The 17675-nt window shown below is 60.5% G+C and carries 18 protein-coding genes and 1 pseudogene; 7 read left to right on the top strand and 12 right to left on the bottom strand.

Translation table 11 applies throughout. The features are described from left to right. Positions 1-47 precede the first annotated feature (47 nt). From FHX03_RS15930 to ligD, 3 genes and pseudogenes are all read left to right on the top strand, one after another. Complete coding sequence (locus tag FHX03_RS15930; RefSeq protein ID WP_246699257.1) at positions 48-1253, top strand: MFS transporter; 1206 nt, start codon at positions 48-50, stop codon at positions 1251-1253. Positions 1254-1500: 247 nt separating this feature from the next. Then, a pseudogene (locus FHX03_RS15925) lies at positions 1501-1651 on the top strand (transposase); the annotation flags it as partial. A gap of 65 nt (positions 1652-1716) precedes the next feature. Further along, a complete protein-coding gene (gene ligD, locus FHX03_RS15920; RefSeq protein ID WP_183778176.1) occupies positions 1717-2769 on the top strand; it encodes a non-homologous end-joining DNA ligase in 1053 nt (350 codons plus the stop codon). A gap of 20 nt (positions 2770-2789) precedes the next feature. On the opposite strand, the gene FHX03_RS15915 is transcribed toward ligD, so the two are convergent. Genes FHX03_RS15915 through FHX03_RS15890 form a run of 6 tightly spaced genes read right to left on the bottom strand, consistent with a single transcriptional unit; the run spans position 2790 to position 7832 of the window. After that, the gene (locus tag FHX03_RS15915; RefSeq protein WP_183854498.1) at positions 2790-3098 is read right to left on the bottom strand and encodes a YciI family protein; all 309 of its coding nucleotides are present in this window, start codon (positions 3096-3098) and stop codon (positions 2790-2792) included. Further along, a complete protein-coding gene (locus FHX03_RS15910) occupies positions 3095-3943 on the bottom strand; it encodes a dioxygenase (protein WP_183778180.1) in 849 nt (282 codons plus the stop codon). The genes FHX03_RS15915 and FHX03_RS15910 overlap by 4 nt, the downstream gene beginning before the upstream one ends. Before the next feature lie 21 nt (positions 3944-3964). Beyond that, positions 3965-5023: a maleylacetate reductase gene (locus FHX03_RS15905; RefSeq protein WP_183778181.1), complete on the bottom strand. Its 1059-nt coding sequence runs from the start codon at positions 5021-5023 to the stop codon at positions 3965-3967. Between the two features lies 1 nt (position 5024). Then, on the bottom strand, positions 5025-6005 hold the full coding sequence (gene tsdA, locus FHX03_RS15900; protein ID WP_183854496.1) for a gamma-resorcylate decarboxylase: 981 nt from the start codon (positions 6003-6005) through the stop codon (positions 5025-5027). Positions 6006-6049: 44 nt separating this feature from the next. Further along, positions 6050-7282 (bottom strand): flavin-dependent monooxygenase, encoded by a 1233-nt coding sequence (locus tag FHX03_RS15895; protein WP_183854494.1) that lies wholly within the window; start codon positions 7280-7282, stop codon positions 6050-6052. Positions 7283-7292: 10 nt separating this feature from the next. Further along, a complete protein-coding gene (locus tag FHX03_RS15890; RefSeq protein WP_183854492.1) occupies positions 7293-7832 on the bottom strand; it encodes a flavin reductase family protein in 540 nt (179 codons plus the stop codon). Between the two features lie 201 nt (positions 7833-8033). On the opposite strand from FHX03_RS15890, the gene FHX03_RS15885 reads away from it, so the two are divergent. The 3 genes from FHX03_RS15885 to FHX03_RS15875 all read left to right on the top strand — a co-directional run bounded on the left by FHX03_RS15885 (position 8034) and on the right by FHX03_RS15875 (position 12508). Beyond that, on the top strand, positions 8034-8486 hold the full coding sequence (locus tag FHX03_RS15885; RefSeq protein ID WP_183778196.1) for a MarR family winged helix-turn-helix transcriptional regulator: 453 nt from the start codon (positions 8034-8036) through the stop codon (positions 8484-8486). A 182-nt stretch (positions 8487-8668) separates the two neighbouring features. Next, the gene (locus FHX03_RS15880; protein ID WP_183778198.1) at positions 8669-9964 is read left to right on the top strand and encodes an MFS transporter; all 1296 of its coding nucleotides are present in this window, start codon (positions 8669-8671) and stop codon (positions 9962-9964) included. A gap of 498 nt (positions 9965-10462) precedes the next feature. Continuing rightward, positions 10463-12508, top strand: coding sequence for an SPFH domain-containing protein (locus FHX03_RS15875; protein WP_183854490.1), 2046 nt, complete (start codon positions 10463-10465; stop codon positions 12506-12508). A 42-nt stretch (positions 12509-12550) separates the two neighbouring features. On the opposite strand, the gene FHX03_RS15870 is transcribed toward FHX03_RS15875, so the two are convergent. The 3 genes from FHX03_RS15870 to FHX03_RS15860 form a co-directional block, all read right to left on the bottom strand. Beyond that, positions 12551-12832 carry a hypothetical protein gene (locus FHX03_RS15870; protein WP_054184529.1) on the bottom strand — a complete coding sequence of 94 codons (282 nt, stop codon included), beginning with the start codon at positions 12830-12832 and terminating at the stop codon, positions 12551-12553. 173 nt (positions 12833-13005) lie between these two features. Next, positions 13006-13470: an NUDIX domain-containing protein gene (locus FHX03_RS15865; protein ID WP_183854488.1), complete on the bottom strand. Its 465-nt coding sequence runs from the start codon at positions 13468-13470 to the stop codon at positions 13006-13008. Between the two features lie 327 nt (positions 13471-13797). Next, a complete protein-coding gene (locus FHX03_RS15860) occupies positions 13798-14196 on the bottom strand; it encodes a RidA family protein (RefSeq protein ID WP_179612893.1) in 399 nt (132 codons plus the stop codon). A 157-nt stretch (positions 14197-14353) separates the two neighbouring features. On the opposite strand from FHX03_RS15860, the gene FHX03_RS15855 reads away from it, so the two are divergent. Further along, positions 14354-14947 (top strand): TetR/AcrR family transcriptional regulator, encoded by a 594-nt coding sequence (locus tag FHX03_RS15855; protein WP_183778205.1) that lies wholly within the window; start codon positions 14354-14356, stop codon positions 14945-14947. Between the two features lie 36 nt (positions 14948-14983). On the opposite strand, the gene FHX03_RS15850 is transcribed toward FHX03_RS15855, so the two are convergent. From FHX03_RS15850 to FHX03_RS15840, 3 genes are all read right to left on the bottom strand, one after another. Then, positions 14984-15664 (bottom strand): redoxin domain-containing protein, encoded by a 681-nt coding sequence (locus tag FHX03_RS15850; protein ID WP_183778207.1) that lies wholly within the window; start codon positions 15662-15664, stop codon positions 14984-14986. Positions 15665-15787: 123 nt separating this feature from the next. After that, entirely contained in the window at positions 15788-16687 is a 900-nt protein-coding gene (locus FHX03_RS15845) for a carbohydrate ABC transporter permease (protein WP_183778209.1), read from the bottom strand. 10 nt (positions 16688-16697) lie between these two features. Continuing rightward, entirely contained in the window at positions 16698-17630 is a 933-nt protein-coding gene (locus FHX03_RS15840; RefSeq protein WP_183854486.1) for a carbohydrate ABC transporter permease, read from the bottom strand. Between the last annotated feature and the right edge of the window lie 45 nt (positions 17631-17675).

Genomic DNA, 17675 nt, shown 5'->3' with positions numbered 1-17675 from the left:
TCGCGTCGAGCCGGAGCGCGAACGGTTGCCAACAGAGGTCGATCATCATGACTAGCGTGCGTATCCATGATAACGTCCTCGTAGCCGTCATGATCGCCTGCGTCGGCACGTGTTACGGATTCGGCCTCAGCCTTTTTCCTCAGATCATCCCCGACATGCGGAAAGATCTTGCCTTCGACTATTCCTTCGTCGGCACGGTCACCGGCCTGGTGCAGTTTTCCACAGTGGCATTCGCCGTGCTCGGTACCTGGCTCGTCCATCGCATCGGCGCCGCACGGACGGTGGTGGCGTCCGTGTCGCTCTGCGGGCTCTGCCTGTCGAGCATCCCCATCAGCGACAATCTCTATGTGGTTGCCGGCCTGCTGATGGTCGCCGGCGCGACTGGCGCATCGACTTTCGTGCCGATGATTAATCTTGCCTCGCGGGTGGTAAGAGCAGAACAGCGCGGCTTTGCCATGAGCCTGATCTCCAGCGCCCCGGCCTTTGGCGTCCTCATCAACAGCGCACTCGTGGCGGCATACGCCGGAAGCGGTCACTGGCAGATGGTCTGGTTCCTCACAGGCGCGGCCACGATCGCACTGGCGGTTGTCACCCACAATCTCTTCGGGCGGGCCGGCCTCTTCGACAGCGGGACAAGTCACCAAACGCTGGCGCCAACTGCCGGCGGTTCAGCAAGCCTGCGCTCGATCATGCCATGGGTGACGCTGATTTTCGCGCTCGGCTTCATCAACGGGCTGATGCCATATCCCTATCTCACCTATCTCTCGCCGTTCCTGCGCGAGGAACTCGGCTACTCCGTCGGCTTTGCCTCATGGCTCTGGGCAACGATCGGGGCGGTGGGGATCAGCGCAGGCTTCGCCATTGGCACGATATCGTCGCGTCTCGGATCACGCTATGCCATGCTTACCTGTTACTCAAGCTTCCTCGCCGCCGGCGCCCTCGTCGTCCTCGATCCCTCGATGGAACTCTCGATTCTGTCCGGCATCTTCTTTTCGCTGGGCTTTTATCCGATCTATGGCTTGCTGCCGGCCTACGTCTCACATCGCGCCACGCCCCGCGTCGCGGTCACTGTCTTAGGCATCTGCACCGTGCTCCAAGGCATCGGCGGCACTGCTGGGAACTTCTTTGGCGGCGTGATCCAGACCTCGACTGAGAGTTTCAGCGGCATCTATCTCGCCGTTGCATTTACGGCCGCCGTCGCCGCGGCGATGACGATCTCGCTGCCGAAGGACCAGAGTGTGCAGGCCGTGTAGCGTCTGCCGATGCTGCCTTTGCCCGGCGCAAAGGCTATTCTATGTTGGCATCCTCGCAGCACTCGCCAACTGATTTTTTGCCGGGCAGGGCTTTTCGAAGAGCGGCGAGATTACCATTTCCGGCATCTGGCGCGAAATGCTGGAAGTCCGGCAGGCATTCACCAAGCTGACGACGGAACCGGGGCCGGACATCGCGCCACACCCCGACCGGCAGATCGTCGTCCTCGAGCGCAAGGCTTGGGCCGACTTGATCCCAACTCTCAGGCCCGGGGACATCGTCATTCTCGACAATCTCGGTTCTCACAAACAAGGCCATCCGCGATGCCATCAAAGCGGCCGGCGCCAGGCTATGGTTCTTGCCGAAATACTCACCGGACCTAAATCCCATTGAGCAGAGTGGGAAAGGCGACATCGTGTTTGGAGAAGAGCCTGAAAACCAGTCCGGGAAGGACAGACAACGATCATGACACGCTCGCGCCGCCCCTCATTGCCATTCCTCAACGAGTCCAATGCAACGCTGCAATCTCGTCCGATCCGCAAGCGCGATCCCGACCAGCCAAGCCTTCCGTTCGATCCAATGCCGGCGAGGGTCGAGCCATGCCTCGCACTGCTGAAGCCCCGCGTGCCGATCGGGCCGGATTGGCTCTACGAGGCGAAGTGGGATGGCTACCGGCTTGCGATCCACATCGAGCCGAAGGGCGTTCGTGTCATCACCCGCGGCGGCCATGACTGGACGCATCGTTTTCCCACCATCGCCGCGGCCGCCAAGGAACTCGGCGTGGCCACCGCCATACTGGATGGAGAAGCCGTGGTTATGGATGATCACGGCCGGTCGGATTTCGGCGCGCTGCAACGTTCGCTCGGCGGTCGCGGCGGCAAGCGGGCCTCGAACGAGTCCATTCTCTACGCCTTCGACCTTTTGTATCTTGACGGGCATGACCTCACAGGCACCGAGCTCGCCGTGCGCCGGCACCTTCTTGAAGACCTGATACCGGAAGGCAGTGGGACGATCCGCTTTTCCGAAGAAATAGACCTGCCGGGTGACGAGCTCCTCGATCACGCCTGCCATCATGGGCTGGAAGGCATCATCGCCAAGCATCGCGATCAGCCCTACCGCAGTGGCCGCACGGGCGACTGGCTGAAGATCAAGTGCGTCGAGAGCGAGAGCTTCATGATCGTCGGCTACGAACAATCGGCGGCCGCCCGCGGCGGCATCGGCAGCCTGCTGCTCGCCGGCAAGAAGGGTTTCGACTGGGTTTCCGTGGGGGCGGTCGGAACCGGTTTCAGTGCCAGCGATGCCGAAGACCTGAAAAAAACGCTCGACCGGTTGAAGACGAACCGGCCGGCCGTCCCCTTGAGGGGCAAACGCTACGTCTTCGTGCAGCCGACCCTCATCGCCGAGATCGAGTTTCGCGGCTGGACGGATGACGGCAGCCTCCGTCATGCGTCGTATAAGGGGCTGCGCGAAGTTCAGGACAACGCCGCCGTGTTCGATATGACCGGCTTTGGCAGTTGAGGTCGGCGATCGTCAGGTTTTCAGCTGCCGTCGGAGAGTCTCTCCAGAAGAAGCCCAAGCGTGGGCCGCCATTCGAAGATCTCGACGCTCGCGTAAACACCGGAGCGGACGAAGGGATCTCCTGTGCTGAAGGCCTCGAACTCGGCGAGCGTCTCGACCTCCGCGATCACGAGGGCGGTTGAACCCCTGCCCGCCGCCGGCGGCGCGGAAGGGCCGGAAAGCAGGATGCGGATCGCTGTGCCCTGCAGATAGGCCTTGTGTTTCTCCAGCAATCGCGAGCGCTCGGCGCGCTTGCCAGGGTCGGATACCGCATAGCGGGCAACGATCATCGTCCGTCCTCGATCGGCGTCAGCACGAAATCGAAATCGGAGCGCCAGATGGTTGGACGATCTATGCGCTCGAAAGGTGCGACAAGGCTGTGTTTGACGCCAAATACCGTATCGGATTCCAGGTAGGGATCGTCGCCGACGAACGTGTGGGTTACGAGCTTCTGATAACCCGGAGCCGTGATCAGGTAATGGGTGTGGGCGGGACGATAGGGATGGCGGCCGAGGGATGCCAGCATCTGGCCGACCGGGCCGTCATCCGGGATCGGATAAGAGACCGGCTTGATGCCGACGAAACTATAAGCGCCATCGGCGCCGGTGACGAAAATGCCCCGGTTGTTCCATTTCGGCTGGATATCCGGCTGCTGGACGTCGTAGAACCCATCGGCATTATCCGACCAGACATCGATCCGGGCTCCCTCGATCGGATTGCCGTTAAGATCGAGCACCCGCCCGATGAACAGACAACTCTCGCCCTTGCCGTCGAGCGAGATGTTTTCACCCATATGCCGTATGGGCGCCCCTTCGACATGGAACGGCCCGAACACGGTATTCTCCGTGGCGCCCGGCGGACGCCGGTTGTTGATCGCATCCACCAGCATCGAGAAACCCAGCGTATCGCTGAGCAGGATGAACTCCTGTCGCTCGTCATGACAGAGATGGCCGGTTCGGGTCAGGAAGCCGATGGCCAACGCCCATTCCTCCTGGCTCAGGCTGACATCCCTGGCAAAAGCATGCAGATGCTTGACCAGCGACGACATGATTTCGGCCAGGCGCGGATTGATGTCCCGCCCCATGCGCGCGTTGACGGCTTCCACGGATCTCTCTTCGCTGAAATATTCAGGCACGTGGCCATCCCTCCTGAGGCGTTAACGCGGCCGCGCGCCCTCCCAGGCGCTCTGCAACAAAGCCCGGATCGCTTTTCCTTCGATCGGACGCGGGTTCCAATAGGGATTCCGAGCGGCGATTTCGGCCGCGCGGTCCAAATCGGCCTCCTTCATGCCGAGATCTCGCAGCGCCAGGGGGGCGCCGATCGAAGCGGCAAAATCATAAAGACCGCGGCCGAGCGAGCCGCCGAAAAGCTCGGCGGCAGGCCTTAGCGCATCCGTTGCGGCTGCGGCGTTATAGTCGGCGGAATGGGGAAGAACGACCGCATGGGTTTCGGCGTGCGGCAGATCGAAGCTGCCGCCGAGCGTGTGGCAAAGTTTGTGATGCAGGGCCATCCCGACCGTTCCGAGTACCGTGCCGCACAGCCAGGACCCGTAAAGCGCTTCGCTTCGCGCTTCGATGTCCCGAGGGGCTTGGACGATCTGAGGCAGAGCGTGCTTCAGCGCCCGCAGGCCCTCGATCGCCATCATCGACGAGATTGGATTGCGGTCCTCTGCGTAGAGACCTTCGACCGCATGCGCCATTGCATTGAGCCCGCTGCTGACGCTGATCTCGACCGGCAGGCTCAATGTCAATTCAGGATCGTAGATCACCACCTCGGGCAGGATGCCCGCTCCACGCACTGTCGTCTTCTGGCCGTTCTCCGTCTGGCCGAGGATCGGTGTGACCTCCGAGCCCGCATAGGTCGTCGCCACCACGATTTGCGGTGCGTCGTTGCGATAGGCGATCGCCTTGCCGAGGCCGATCGTTGATCCGCCGCCGATCGCGACGACGCAATCGGCGCCGGCTTGGTTGTATCTAGCCATTGCACGTTCGGTCACATCGACCGGCGTATGCATTGCCGCCTCGTGGAACAGTCCCGCCGCGAGCGGGCCGAGGGAGGCAGCGATCCGTTCTGCCTCTTGCTTCTGGTGCCGGGTCGAAAGGATCAGCGCGCGTTTGCCGCCCTGCCCTGCAACCGCCTCGGCGAGACGGCTCAGTGAACCGCTCCCGAAGATGATCTCAGCCGCGCTGGCCGTGTATCTGAAAGGTGCGACCATGCTATCGATCGAGTTTGAACAGTGAAACCGCATTGGTGCGACCGATCTTCAGCCGATCGGCTTCGGAAATGGTGGCGCTGTCGAACCAGTTTGCAGCATGGTCGATGTTTTCGAATGGCCAGTCTGTCGAAAACAGAATTCTGTCCGCGCCGATTTCCAGCATAGCATCGATCAGTGATTGCGTGCGGAAATTCCCCGACGTCGTGATGTAGAAATTCTCGTTGAAATAATCGGCGATCGGGCGTTTGGCCGGATAGTTCTTTTCCACCTTGACCCAGGCATTCCGGTTGTCGATGCGCCACATCATGAAGGGCAGCCCCTCCCCCATGTGACCGACGATGATCCGCAAAGCCGGATGTTCGTCGAATAGGCCGGATCCCATCAGGCGCAGCGCATGAACTGCGGTCTCCTGTGCGAACGCCCATGTCGGACCCATCAGCCAGGAGTGGCCGGCATAGATGCGGCTATCCTGCGGCAGCGGGTTGCGCGGGTGCAGATAGAAGGGAATGTTGAGTTTTTCGACTTCGGCCCAGAACGAACGGTATTGCGGCAGATCGTAATAGAGCGGCGTCGTTCCGTCGCCCTCCTGCGAGAAGCCGTTGACCAGTGCGCCGACGAAGCCCAGCGTCGTTACGCAGCGCTGCAGTTCCTGCGTCGCCGCATCCGGATCCTGCAGGGGTAAAGCGGCAAATCCCAGAAAACGGTTGGGGTTCTTGACGCATTGCTCCGCCAGAAAGTCGTTGGCGCGCCGGGAAATCTCCAGGGCCTTGGCCTTGTCCGGGATTGCCTGCACGGCCGGAGCGTTCAGCGACAGGATCATTTTTTCGATGCCGTGGGCATCCATCAGGCGCAAACGCTTGTCCTGGATATCGAGAAGGCGGGCGGATAGTTCAGTCCAGTAGTCGCCCGGCACGAATCCAGCCGAATCCTGCAACGTCTCGGGAATGGCGAAATGTTCTTCAAGCGCGATCTTGCCTTGCACGATATGCTCTCTTTCCTGTCTTTCGAAACAATGACGGTGGCGGGTCAGAATTGTCCCTTAGGCGGAAGGCCGAGCAACTGCTGGCCGACCATGGTGCCGACGGCATCCCAGTTCATGGAAATGTGGCGCCCGACGGCATTGGTATCTCGCCATGCGCGCTGGACGGGATTGGACATCTGCAGGCCAAGGCCGCCTGTCGACGCGTTGAGTGCCTCCACGGCCCGAAGCGCCAAGCTGACCGCAAAGGACTGGCTGCGGCGGGCGAGTATCCGATCTTCCCCAGTGATCTCGGCGGCGCCATCCTCGCGGGCCTGGGCCAATTGCTGCGCCCGGGCAATATCGCGCAGAAGGATTTCGCGGGCGGCATCGACGGATGCGGAGGCTTCCGCCACGCGAAGCTGGATCGTCGGAAATTCCGCGATCTTGTTGTTGCCGCCGGCAACCGCACCCCGCGTCACACGGGTCCCGATGTGGTCGATATAGCTATCCAGTGCGCCCTTCGCCGCACCGACGGCGGCGCTGCCGAGGCAGAAGGGAATGCCCATGAGGAGCGGAATGTTGAAAAGGCCGATGCCCTGGTAGCCACGCCCGCCCGGTGTTCTGCCGGAGGTCGCATCCGCAAAGCTCAGCATGCGGTATTCCGGAACGAAGACCTCCTTGAGGATCAGGCTCTTCGAGCCGGTGCCGGCGAGGCCGACGACATCCCAGGTCTCGGCAATGGTATAATCGCCGGCCGGAACCAGAAGAAACGCCGGCACTGGACGCTCGCCCTCGCCTTTTGGCGGAATGATCGCCGCACAGAGCGCCCATCCTGCATTTTCGCATCCGCTGGCAAAGGCCCAGTCGCCGGATAGCCGGAAACCACCGTGGACGCGCTCAGCCATGCGGACCGGCGCATAGGAACCGCAGAGCAGCGCATCCGGATTGTCGCCCCATACTTCCTGCTGAACCCGTTCGTCGAACATGGCAAGCAGCCATTGATGCGCGGAAAGCAGGCCGGCAACCCAGCCGGTGGAGGCACAGGCCGACGACAGTTCGATATTGGCATCGACAAGCTCCGCAAACGATCCTTCGGCGCCGCCGAAACGGCCAGGCTTGACGATATCGAAGTAGCCGGCCGAGCGTAGCAGATCGATATTGCGCGCCGGCACCCGGCCCGATTTTTCCGTATCGCGCGCACCGGCACGGATTTCATCCAGCACCGGGGCGATGCGGTCTGCAAGACATGCGGTCTCGACCCGCGCCGAGGCGGGAAACAGGGCGGCTGTATTGTTCATGGAACGACCTTCAGTTCTGGGATGCGGGAAGTGCGTGCTGTGGCGCGCAATATTTCGAGTTCTCGTACATCAATGCGACGGTGTCGTTGGAAACGCGTGTATCCACCACTTGCCCGATGAAGATCGTGTGCGTGCCATAGGGAACGACGCCCATGCGGCGGCAGACGACCGAGGCATGGGCGGTGCCCAACACCATCATTCCACGCTCATGGCGAACCCAATCGGCAGCATCGAACCGACGCTCGGGCGCAATCTTGCCGCTGAAACCTTCCGATACGGCGGCCTGCCTGTCGGTCAGAATGCTGACCGCGAATTCCGGCACCTCGATTAGCATGTCATGCAGATAGGTGCGATTGTTCAGGCAGATGAGAAGAGAGGGCGGATCCATTGAAAGTGATGTGACGGCCGTTGCCGTCATTCCATGATCCGCACCGTTGCGGCAGGCGGAAATGACCGTCACCGTCGCCGGGAAACGGCGCATGGTCGATCGAAACGCGTCGCTGATCGGTGCGGGGGCCGGCGATATGCCGAGGGCAGCAGTGGCAGACATGATTTCCTCCCGTGTCTCCTCGGGCTTCAAATTATTGCATATGCAACTATTGTCAATGCAAATTTATAATTCAGGCGCGAAAATGTTTGTTCTGCCAAGCCGTTTTCAACGGCTGAAAGCCTATCATGTTGTCATCCCGGCAATTTAGGTGCATGTCGGAGGAAGCCTTCAGCAAGCCGAATCCCGCCAGCAGACAGAGACATGTACAAACTTACCGATTCCGTTCCTTATCTTCTCAACCGCGCCGGCGTGCGGATAGCCGAGGTGTTCTCGCAGAGAATTGCCGAAGACAATCTCAGCGTGGCGATGTACCGGGTTCTGGCCATGCTCAAGGAGCGCCGGGAGAGCACGCTTGGAGATCTCGCCGACGTCGTCTCCGTCGAGATCTCGACGCTGTCACGCCTCGTCGGCACGTTGGCCAAGCGCAAGCTGGTGTCGAGAACACGCCCGGAAGACAATGGCCGTATCGTCATCGTCAGGCTGACCCCGCAGGGCGAGGCGCTGACGGAAAGGCTGATGCCGCTTGCCGTGGAGCTTGAACGCACTGCGGTTCAGGGCATGTCGGACGAGGAGGTAGCAGCCCTGAAGAATGCGCTGCGCCGCATGCACGCCAACCTGCCGGCAATATCCCAAAAGGGAAAAGCTGCCGGCTGAGAAGTTTGCAGTTGCAAATATTTTATTCGCAAGTATTTAATAGCGTGTCGTCATTGTCTTGACATCGCCCGCTCGTGGGTGAGTCTGGCGCTGGGAGGAACCACGCCGGCAATGATCGAGGAGGATTTGTACATGGATTGACGCGGACCTGCCGTTGGCAGGAGCGGACTTCCTGTACTCAAATGTATGGGGAGGGAAAATTGGCCATACAAGATCTCGCTATTTTCAAGGAACGCGTTCGCAGCCCGAATATCATCATCGTGCTTTGCGGTCTGCTGATCCTGTTCGACGGCTATGACCTGATCGTTTACGGCGCAGTCGCCCCGGCATTGCTCGCCGAAGCCAGTTGGGGCCTGACGCCCGGCATGGTCGGACGCGCTGCCGCCATCACCCTGTTCGGCATGCTGCTCGGGGCTCTCGTTGCGGGAACGCTCGCTGACAGGATCGGACGCCGCAAGGTCATCATCGGCAGTCTGCTGAGCTTCTCGATCATGATGATCGGCAGCGGGCTGGCGCCGAACTTTTCCGTTTTCGAGGGCACACGCTTTCTTGCCGGTCTGGGCCTTGGCGCTCTTTTTCCGACGGTAACCGCGTTGATCATCGAGTTTTCTCCGCCGAAGCGGAAGGCGATGGCCTATTCGATTGCGCTTCTCGGTTATCTCGCCGGCGGCATCATTTCGGGCATCCTCGGAATGCTGCTGATACAGAAATACGGATGGCGTCCGCTGATGATCATCGGCGGCGCACCGATCCTGCTTCTGCCTTTCTTCATCCGCCTCATCCCTGAATCTCCCGAATGGCTGGCAACGAAGAACCGCCAGAGCGAAGCCAACCAGATCGCAGACCAGTACGGGCTGCCCAATCCTATCGCCAAGCCTATTGTACAGGTCGGCATCCGGTCGCTGTTCTCCGAAGGTCGCCTGCTGCCGACCTTGAATGCATGGGGCATCCACTTCTGTTCGCTGCTGCTGACATTCGGTATGGTCAACTGGCTTCCGACTATCATGAACAAGATGGGCTATGACCTCGGTTCCGCCCTGCTGTTCTCGGTAACCCTCAATCTCGGAGCCGCAGTCGGCCTGCTGATCGGCGCGAGGATTGCCGACCGCGGCAATGTCAAGATTGTCGTCGCAGGCATGTTTCTGCTCGGAGCCTGCTCGATCTGGCTGCTGACGCAAGTGGATCAGGGCCTGCAGGTCTACGGCCTTGTCGCACTTGCGGGTACGGGAACGATCGGCACGCAAATCCTCGCCAATATTCTCGTTGGAAACCTCTATCCGGTCGAGATCCGTGGAACCGGCCTTGGCTTCTCGCTCGGCATCGGCCGTATAGGCGGCATGATAGGACCGGCCATCGGCGGTGCTGTTCTGGGTGCAGGCCTGGCTCCGCAGTGGAATTTCTACATCTTCGCAACTGTCGGAGCCGTAGGATGCGTCCTCGCACTCCTGACAATGCTCTATCGCAAAAAGGCTGCCTGATGGCGGATTGCCGGCAGGTGTGGAATCCAAACCTGCCGGCAATGCAAATTTCGAAAAGCCAGTTGATCTTGATCAGCGAGGTCGCTCAAGTCGTGTTGCTGCAACGTCGGACAGGTTCATCTAAAGCAAAACGCTGGCCGAAACAAACAGGCTGACGCAGCTTAATTCAGTAGAATTGAATGCTCGAAATATCGAAATCGTTGGAAGTACTTGCCTGATTTCCCCATCGAGCATCTTTAAACCTCAAGGCGCAATCCTTACGTCCCCTATCGTCATGTCTTTCAAGGCGACACCGATGTGAGATCACTCACGACCACGCCGCCCCTCATCGGGGACTCGGGACGCGCGGTCGTTTTTCCCAGACAATGAGCAGCCCAGGCGTTAGATACACCTTTAGTGCGTCGAACGAGCAGGCGCGCCATCTCCCCGTCTTATCAACCAAACACCAACCGGCGGCCATCGGGTGGAACGAACCCGTGCGCCCATATGAGAAAAAAGATGGAAACCCTACAATATCTGAGCCCGATGGGATGGAAGGCGATCGAAATCTCCGTCACGCTCATCGTGCTGGCAATCCTGTTCCGGTGGAGCGGCGTGATCCGCTATATCCCCAACGACAGGCTCGGCATTCTCGAAAAGCTCTGGAGTTTTCGCGGCTCTGTCGATAACGGCTTCATTGCGCTCTATGGCGAGGCCGGCTTCCAGCCAGAAGTCGTGCGCGGTGGCCTGCATTTCTTCATGCCGTTCCAGTATGCGATGCATCGCGCCAATCTCGTGACCATTCCACAGGGCCAGATCGGCTATGTCTTCGCCCGTGACGGCGAGCCGCTGCCGCCGACCCAGACGCTTGCCTCGAATGTCGACGCCGATGATTTTCAGGATGTGCGCGGCTTTCTGACAAAGGGCGGCCAGAAGGGGCCGCAGCGCAAGATCCTGCGCGAAGGCACCTATGCCATCAATCTGGCGCAGTTCATCGTGCTGACCGCACAATCGACCTATGCCGTCAACTTGAACACGTCGGAACAAGGACTGTTTGCCGACATGTCGACGCTGATCAGTGAGCGAAACGGTTTCGAGCCCGTCGTCATCCACGACGCCGAGGACCTGATCGGCGTCGTCACCGTCCATGACGGTCCGGCGCTGCCGGATGGCGAGATCATCGCGCCGACCGTTGCCAACAACCCCAAAGATCCGAACTTCCACAACAACTTCCAGGATCCGGAGAAGTTTCTCAATGCCGGCGGTTATCGCGGCCGGCAATTGCAGGTGCTTGCCGACGGCAGTTATTTCCTCAACCGAATCTTTGCGACCGTCGAACTTGTGGAGAAGACGATCATCGACGTCGGCACGGTGGGTGTGGTCGTATCCTATACCGGCCGCCGAAGCGCTGATATCTCAGGCCAGTCCTATCGCCACGGCGAACTGGTCGAGACCGGCGCACGCGGTGTCTGGTCGACGCCGCTCCTGCCGGGCAAATATGCGTTCAACACCTATGCCGGCAATATCATCATCGTGCCGACCACCAACTTCGTGCTCAAATGGACGAAGGAACAGTACGGTGAGCACAGGCTGGACGAAAATCTGTCCGAAGTGTCGCTGATCACCAAGGATGCGTTCGAACCGGTGCTGCCGCTCTCGGTCGTCGTGCATATCGACTACATGAAGGCGCCTCTCGTCGTGCAGCGTTTCGGCGATATCAAACGGCTGGTCGAACAGACGCTCGATCCGATGGTCTCGGCCTATTTCAAGAATATCGCCCAGACCAAGACCCTGATCGAACTGCTGCAGGAGCGCAGCGAAATCCAGCGCAAATCCGGCGACGAAATGCGCGAGAAGTTCAACTCCTACAGCCTCGAACTGCAGGAAGTGCTGATCGGCACGCCGCGGGCCAGCAATGGCCAGAACAGCATCGAGCAGATCCTGATCCAGCTGCGCGAACGTCAGATCGCCGTTGAAAAGGTCGAGACCTATAAATTGCAGGAGGCGGCGGCGATCCAGGAGCGCACGTTGCGCGAGAAGGAGGCGCTCGCCGAACAGCAGGCCAAGATCACCACATCAGCGCTGACCATCGAGATCAGCGAGAACGAAGGCAAGGCGCAGCTCGCCCGCACCCGCCAGCAGGCAGAAACCATTCAGGTCACCGCCAAGGCAGAGGCCGAGAAAGTGCGTCTCGCCGGCCTCGGTGAGGCCGATCGGATCAAGGCCGTGGCGCTTGCCGATGCCGAACGCATCAAGGCGACCGGTCTTGCCGATGCCCAGAAGGTGCGCGCCATCGGTCTGGCGGAAGCCGAGGCCACGGAGAAGAAGGTCGCGGCCTTCGGTGGGCCGGACTATCAGCTCCACTCGCAGGTGCTCATGCGCTTTGCCGAGGCGATCGAAAATGGCCGGCTGCCGCTCGTGCCGCAGATCCAGGTCGGCGGCGCCGGCGGCGAAAAGGGCGCCGCCAATGGTCTTGTGGAAATGATGCTGTCGATGCTGGTCGCCGATCGGCTTGGACGGTCGGCGTCACCGGCTGCAGTGCCGGCGCCGATCGAGCAGCAGTGATGACGGACGGGCCGGCTCTGCCGGCCCGATTTGCGCTTTGCGTTAATGCTTCATTCCGCCTGGTTTCACCCTGCTGGAGAATTGGTGGACGAGCATGATACCCTGCTCGAGGAGCAGCTCGGCTGCCCGCAGATCGCGCGGTGCAAGCTCCCCGGATAATCCGCGGATGGTATTGGCGATACAGATGGAATTGGCGACGAAGCGGGCGTCGCCCTCCCCTTCGGCCTCCTCGGCGGTTGCCTCCAGGGCGTCGGCGACGGTGTCGAGCAGGCTCGACCGCTCGACCAGCGTCATGTCGTTCAGCGTTTTCGATATGCCGTTCATGATTGTCTCCTCGCGCGTGCCCAAGACGGGTCGCAGCGCCGGTTGTCTCGATTGAGTGAGGCGGCTGTGACTGTCAGATGGAGATGGATGTCTGCAGAAGCAACGCATGGCTGCCGCGCGCTTCACGCATGCGTGCAGCGAAACGGGCGGTTCAAGCAATCATTTCGCGCCGATCACCCCTGATGCTTCAGAAGGTCGGCAAGCATCGGTCGCTGCCCTTTCAACAGCTTCGTTCCCGCCTCGGCCAGGGAAAACCATCCCGCGCGGTCAACCTCCGGAAAGCTCTTCATCTGGCCTGATCTCGGCGGCCATTGCATTTGAAATTCAGAGCTTCGTACTGCGTTCACGTCCAATACCGGATCGGCTTCGATCGACCACACGACGACGATCTTGCCGCCAGGCTGCCGATATTCGCCGAGCGGCGTCACTCTGCCGTCGATGGCGACTCCAAGCTCTTCTGCCGTCTCCCTCATCGCCGCCGCAAGTTCATCCTCATCCGGCTCGACCAATCCCTTCGGGATCGACCAGGCAGCCTCGTCTTTCCCAGCCCAGAAGGGGCCGCCTGGATGAACGAGAAGGACTTCGAGGTCGTTGGATACGCGCCGATAGATGAGAAGTCCGGCGCTCCGGATTGCCATCGCGCTACGCCCTTGCCGCGTTCATCATGGGGCCAGACATTCCTCGCAGATACCGCAGCCGTCATCGTCCATCCATCGACACCGGCGTTTGCAGCATAGGCAAGCACGGCCATCGGGCTGGTCTTCTCTGTCTTCCGGAGGAATGATCTCGATCGTCGTATCGAAGAGAGTGTCAACCACAAGTTCCACCATCTCGTCGCTCCATCAAGTCTGTTCGACATGAGATAGGGGCGGCTAGCGATCTCGGCAAGTTCTTGACACGACCGGCGGCGCAAGTTGCATGTTTTCACCTTGAGGGCGTTTCCCGTGCCGCCGGGTGTGGCGCTGTCATTTGCTTGCCGGAATGCGGGCGATAACCTTTATCTCGAAGTCGAAGCCGGCGAGCCAGTTGACGCCGAGTGCAGTCCAATTCGGGTAAGGTGGCTTGCTGAAAATCTGCTGCTTGACGGCCATGATGGTTGCGAACTGATTTTCAGGGTCGGTGTGGAAGGTGGTGACATCGACGATATCGTCGATCGTGCAGCCGGCTGCGCTGAGCGTCGCCTGCAAGTTTTCAAAGGCCAGCCGGACTTGGCGTTCGAAGTCGGGCTCGGCTGTTCCATCCGGACGGCTGCCGACCTGTCCGGAGACAAACAGCAGATCGCCGGATCGGATCGCGGCGGAATAGCCGTGCTCCTCGTAAAGGGCGTGCCTGTCGGCCGGAAAGATTGCTTCGCGTTGCGTCATCCTCATCTCTCTTTATCGTTGGCAACGACCGATCAGCGCGGCGTGGCGCTTCACAGGCTTGCGCAATATTTGATATACGGTACGTATGTGTAATATTCTACATACGTGGCGTATGTCAATCTGGTATACGCGACGTATGTGAATGCGAGAGGGCTGGATGGCGAGGACACGTAGCGAAACGATGCAGGAAAACCGTGGCAAGTTGATCGCGGCTGCACGAAAGGCTTTCGCGGAAAAGGGGTATACCGCAGCATCGATGGACGAGCTGACGGCGGACGCCGGTCTGACACGGGGGGCGCTTTACCACAATTTCGGCGACAAGCGCGGGCTGTTGGCAGCGGTTGTTGAGCAGATCGACACTGAGATGGCGGCCCGCGCTAACGCGATCGGGGCTGGGGTGGGCAACGATTGGCAGGGCCTGCTCGCCGAGGGTGCGGCCTATATCGAGATGGCGCTCAATCCGGAAGTCCAACGCATCGTTCTGCTCGACGGGCCTGCGGTTCTTGGCGATCCCTCGCAATGGCCGAGCCAGAACACCTGTCTGCAGGTGACCAAGAGCACCGTCGAGCGCCTGATCGCACAAGGCGTCCTGAAGCCGCTTGACGCGGAGGCGACGGCCCGATTGCTGAGCGGCGCAGCGCTTAATGCGGCACTCTGGATCGCCGCCAGCGAAAATCCGCAGAGCGTGCTGCCAAAGGCGGTCGAGGCCTTTCATGCCTTGGCGGCAGGTCTGCTTTTGGAGCCTCTGTGATCCGCTAGCAGCGCTGGCGGCAGAATTCGCTGCAGGTCAGCGTCCAAGGCTGCCGGCGGCGGCGATGATCTCTGCCCCGGTCGGGAAGACGGAGAGGCTGTTTGGTCCGTCGAGTGCCTCGATCCGTGCCCAGCCGATAGTGCCGTTCGCATTCACCAGGAAGTGCCCGACGAGCTGGGTCGCATGGTCAGCGAAGATCGCACGATCGGCTTCGACAAGCTCGAAGCCGTCCTTGGCGTTGAGTATCGTGTTGGCTTCCATCGGGTGCAGCGGTTCCGGCAGTTCGCCGGTGGGGTTGATGCGTGCCGTCTGGAACTGCGCCATCGTTGTTCTATAGGGCCATTCGGGCTGCTCGCGACTCCCATCGGGTAGGAACTCGGCATGCGGCACACCGTAGGCCCGGTGCGTGCGGCAATCCGGGTCACATAGAAGCGTTATCGGCGTCGGCCGGTGGCGGAAATATAGACGGGCACGTTCCGCCGGCGTGTTAATAACAGCCACGGTCTCCACCCCGGCGGCGCGCAGGGTTGGCTGTACCGCCGCAAGCTGTTCCAGCTGCCGCCGGCAGAATGGGCAGTACAGCCCGCGAAAGAAGCCGATCAGGAATGGGCGACCGCTCAAATCGGCGAAAGAGACGGTTCCATCGAAGTTGGCCGTGGCCAGTGCGAATCCGGGCGCGGCTTCTCCAGGTTGCAGCGGGCGTTTCTGGTCTCCCATGGAATAATTCCTTTATCGTATCGTCCGGAGGACGACCGAAATTTAACTATACCACGTGTCGCAAGAAGGCCCAGTGCTCGATGTCGAGACGCTGAACGCGGTTCGGCATGCCATTTGCGGCTGTCACTCCTTCACCGCCCCGGTCATCGACGACACGTAATAGTCGACGAAGAACGAGTAGAGGATGACCACCGGCAGCGAGCCGAACAGGGCGCCCGCCATCAGTGCCCCCCATTCGAAGACATCGCCGCGCACCAGCTCGGTGAGCACGCCGACGGGAATGGTTTTATTCTCCGATGACTGAATGAAAGTAAGGGCATAGATGAATTCGTTCCAAGAGAGCGTGAAGGCGAAGATCCCGGCCGAAATCAGCCCCGGCACGGCGAGCGGCAGGATGATCTTGGTGAGGATCTGCCATCTGTTGGCCCCATCCACCAGCGCGCTTTCCTCCAGCTCGAACGGGATTGAGCGGAAATAACCCATCAGCAGCCAGGTGCAGAAGGGAATGAGGAAGGTCGGATAGGTGAAGATCAGCGCCAGCCGCGAGTCGTAGATCCCGAGCTTGAAGACGATGAAGGCAAGCGGGATGAAGAGGATCGACGGCGGCACGAGATAGGCGAGAAAGATCACCAGGCCGACCGAGCGCGAGCCGGTGAAGCGGACGCGCTCGATGGCATAGGCGCCCAAGACCGAAGCCACCAGCGAGAGGAAGGTGGAGCAGACCGCCACCAGCATCGTGTTCCACAGCCAGCCCGGATAGGATGTCTCGAGGAACAGATATTTGATGTGTGCAATGGTCGGCCCGACCACCCAGAACGGGCTGTAATTGGTATAGTCGGTCAGCTGCTCGTTGGGTTTCACCGCGGTGATCGCCATCCAGTAGAACGGGAAGAGCAGCACGAAGACGAAGACGGCCATCGGCAAATAGAGCATCACGATCCGCCGCGGCAGGCGGTTCAGATAGCTCATGCCTTCGGCATTGTCGGTCACGATCTGATCGGCGGTGTTGGAATGTGTCGACATCGTCATTCTCCTAATCTTGGCCGCCCTGCTGCCACTTGCGCCGCTGCAGGCCGAAGAAGCTGAACATGATCGCGCCGAGCAGAAAGGGCACCATGGCGACCGCGATCGCCGCACCCTCGCCGAGCTGGCCGCCGGGAATGCCGCGCTGGAAGGAGAGCGTCGCCATCAGATGCGTGGCATTGACGGGGCCGCCCTTGGTCAGCACGTAGATGAGCTGGAAATCGGTAAAGGTGAAAAGCACCGAGAAGGTCATCACGACGGCGATGATCGGCGTCAGCATCGGCAGCGTCACATAGCGGAAACGCTGCCAGCTCGTGGCGCCATCGAGCGAGGCTGCCTCCTGTAGCGAGGCCGGGATTGTCTGCAGCCCCGCAAGCAGCGAGATCGCCACGAAGGGAATGCCGCGCCAGACATTGGCGACGATGACGGATATGCGGGCATTGATTGGATCGCCGAGGAAATTGATCGGCCCGCTGATCAGCCCCAGTTTCATCAGCGACCAGGAGATGATCGAAAACTGGGAATCGTAGATCCACCAGAAGGCCAGCGCCGAAAGCACGGTCGGCACCACCCAGGGAAGCAACACGATGGCCCGGAAGAAGGATTTGTAGGGCAGATGCTGGTTGAGCAGCATCGCCAGCCAGAGGCCGAGCGCGAATTTCAGCACCGAGGCGACGGAGGTATAGAGAATGGTGTTGAACACAGACAGCCAGAAGACGGAATCATCCATCAGGAACTGGTAGTTCTCCAGCCCAATGAAGATGCCGTCGCGGCCGATCCGGGTATCGGTGAAGCCGAGCCAGACGCCGAGCCCCAGCGGATAGGTGAGAAAGCAGACCAGGAAGACCGCCGCCGGCAGCATGAACAGGAAGCCGAGCACATTGTTGTTCTGCAGGAGCGAAGAGATCGGCCCACGCCTATTCCCCGAATTTGCCATCGACATTGCTTATCTCCAGATCGCGTTTGGACTCCCGGAGGAGCTTGCGGC

Origin of the sequence: Rhizobium sp. BK456 (assembly GCF_014194045.1) — a bacterium.
In the GTDB taxonomy this organism is placed as follows: Bacteria; Pseudomonadota; Alphaproteobacteria; order Rhizobiales; family Rhizobiaceae; genus Rhizobium; species Rhizobium redzepovicii.
This window is presented reverse-complemented; position numbering and strand designations above follow the sequence as displayed.